This window comes from Hymenobacter agri, from assembly GCF_054778495.1.
Window position 1 is genome coordinate 1 of the sequence record NZ_BAAGZM010000659.1, and the last position, 2,246, is coordinate 2,246.

At 64.0% G+C, this 2,246-nt stretch carries 3 protein-coding genes and 1 pseudogene; 1 reads left to right on the plus strand and 3 read right to left on the minus strand.

Annotation, left to right across the window (positions count from 1 at the left end; all coding sequences use genetic code 11):
* A pseudogene (locus ACYVDE_RS20735) lies at positions 1-220 on the minus strand (hypothetical protein); the annotation flags it as partial.
* Positions 213-791, minus strand: a complete 579-nt coding sequence (locus tag ACYVDE_RS20740; RefSeq protein ID WP_460503439.1) for a DUF1990 domain-containing protein — start codon at positions 789-791, stop codon at positions 213-215. The pseudogene ACYVDE_RS20735 and the gene ACYVDE_RS20740, both read right to left, overlap by 8 nt.
* A gap of 131 nt (positions 792-922) precedes the next feature.
* Here ACYVDE_RS20740 and nfi point away from each other — a divergent pair, with 131 nt between their 5' ends.
* Entirely contained in the window at positions 923-1,612 is a 690-nt protein-coding gene (gene nfi / locus ACYVDE_RS20745) for an endonuclease V (RefSeq protein WP_460503440.1), read from the plus strand.
* Between the two features lie 95 nt (positions 1,613-1,707).
* Here the strand turns inward: nfi and ACYVDE_RS20750 are convergent.
* Positions 1,708-2,246, minus strand: a 539-nt coding sequence (locus ACYVDE_RS20750) for a glutamate--tRNA ligase family protein (RefSeq protein WP_460503441.1), incomplete at its 5' end; no start/stop codon positions are given.

Below are 2,246 nucleotides of genomic sequence, written 5' to 3' on the forward strand. Positions count from 1 at the left end.
CGGCGGCGAAGGAGCCGGCGGCTTCGGGCGGGCCGGGGGCTTCGGCGGGCAAGTCGGTGGCGTAGTCGTCGAGGCGCCAGCCGGTGGCACCGGTGTACTCGCTCTGGCGCGAGGTGTCGTAGTTGACCTTAGCGTGAGCGTAGGCTTCGAGCTGGGCGCGGTACTGCTCCCAGGCCGGCGGCTTGGCTGAGGCGGGAATGGCGGCAACTTGGTTAGTCATGGCGGGTGTGCTGCACGTGGCCGGCTTCGTCGTGCCGGAAAGTTTCCACTACTACGTTGCCGAGCGCCTGGCCGCCGCTGGCCGCCGCCACGCGCTGGCAAAATTCCACCCAAGTGGCTTCCTGCAGCAGCTTACCGCCGCCCAGGGTATCGTAGGCGAAAGCCACGAGCCCATCGCGCGAGCGGGCCAGCGAACGAATTTCGAACCGCATCACATCGGGCCGGTCGTTCAGATAATGCGTTTCGAAGCGGATACGGCCGGCCTCGGGGTGGCCTTCGAGGGTGATGAATTCGAACGCCGTAGGGCAAACTTCGGTCACGCGCACGCAGCCGTTCCAGGGGCCGAGAATTTTGATACTGAATTCATCGCCCGGCTGCAGGGCGTCGTCATCGCCGGTTTTCTTGCGGAAGTCAGCCAGCACCACGGGCGAAAAGCGGGGCACATCAGCCTGCACCGCCGCCATCAACTGGGCCGGGGTGAGGTGAGGCCGCGCAACGTCAATAAAATAGCGGCGCTCTAGCAACGGGCCGGAGCCGGTGGCGGCGGGCTGTTCGGCAGTAGGTTCAGACATGGTTAACGGAGAAACGTATGGCCTTCATACGCCCTGTGCGCCCGCAGGATGCTACGGCCGGGCTTTTCCGTCGTGAAACGCGACCGCCCACCAATTCAAAACTCAACACTTAGCCCTCAACCCTTTCCCTAATGGCCTACTTCCGCCCGCCCGGCCCCCCACCCGACCCCGCACTCGTGCGCAGTCTCACCCAGCAGCAGCACGACATGCGCCAGCGCGTGCGCCACGAGCCGCTGCCGCAGGAGCCGCGCCTCATCGGCGGCTGCGATTCATCATTTCCCACGCCCGATACCATTCTATCGGTATTCGTGGTGCTGAAATTCCCGTCGCTGGAGCTGGTTGAGAAGGTGTATAACTACGGCCCCGTCGACATGCCCTACGTGCCGGGCTTCCTCTCCTTCCGCGAGGCGCCCAACGTGATTCACACCTTTGCGAAGGTTCAAAACAAGCCCGACGTCATCATGGTCGATGGCCACGGCATTGCGCACCCGCGCCGTATGGGTATTGCCGCCCACCTGGGCGTGCTGCTCGATATGCCCACTTTCGGCGTAGCCAAGCAGAAGCTAACGGGCGTTTTCGAGGAGCCGGGCATCACGCGCGGCAGCATTTCCGAACTGATTGACGCGAAATCCGGCGAGCTGATTGGTGAAGTCATCCGCAGCAAAGACAAGGTGCTGCCGCTGTTCGTGAGCCCTGGCCACCGCTGCGACCAGGCCACCGCCACGCGCCTCACATTGGCTTGTTTAAAAGGCTACAAGCTGCCCGAACCGACGCGGCTGGCAGACCATTGGGCGGAGGAGTTTAAGAAAGAGGTGCGATGACAACCTCACCCCCGGCCCCTCGGCTCGGGGAGAGGGGAGCCGCAACGGCGCGGCAGTCGCGAATAATCGAACAACTCGCGGACTGAAAGGCCGCGCTACGGCCGTCTGGCTCCCCTCTCCGCAGGAGATGGACCGCCCCGGAGGGGTCCCGTGAGGTTAAACGCCTGTTGCAACGTCTCCAGTGATTCTTCGGCTTCCGCTGGCAACTCCAGCATCTTCGCTGCTACCGTAAACACGGCCTGCCGGCCCTCGCGCTGCGCTAGTATGCCCGCATCAACCGGCAGTTGGGCCGACTTGGAGAGCTTCTGCCCGGCTTCGTTGGTCAGCAGCGAGTGGTGAAAGAACTGAATGCGCGCCACATTGAACGCCGCCGTTTCCGACAGTTGTCCGGCCAGCCAAAGCTGCGCGGCGGTGCTGGGCTGCAAATCCAGCCCGCGCACAACCAGGTTAGTACCGAGGCGCAAGTCATCCACTACCGATGCTACCTGGTAGGCCGCTACGCCATCCTTTTTCCGAACCACAAAATCCGGCATCAGCGCGCCGAGCGGCACGCGGGTTTCGCCCTGCCAGCCATCGGCGAAGCTGATTTCGGTACCAGCGGGCACCCGCGCCCGCCACGGCGCGCCGGGCGTGT

Coding starts and splice junctions, on each gene's coding strand:
- ACYVDE_RS20740 (WP_460503439.1), bottom strand. CDS start 791: ATGTCTGAACCTACTGCCGAACAGCCCGCCGCCACCGGCTCCGGCCCG.
- nfi (WP_460503440.1), top strand. CDS start 923: ATGGCCTACTTCCGCCCGCCCGGCCCCCCACCCGACCCCGCACTCGTG.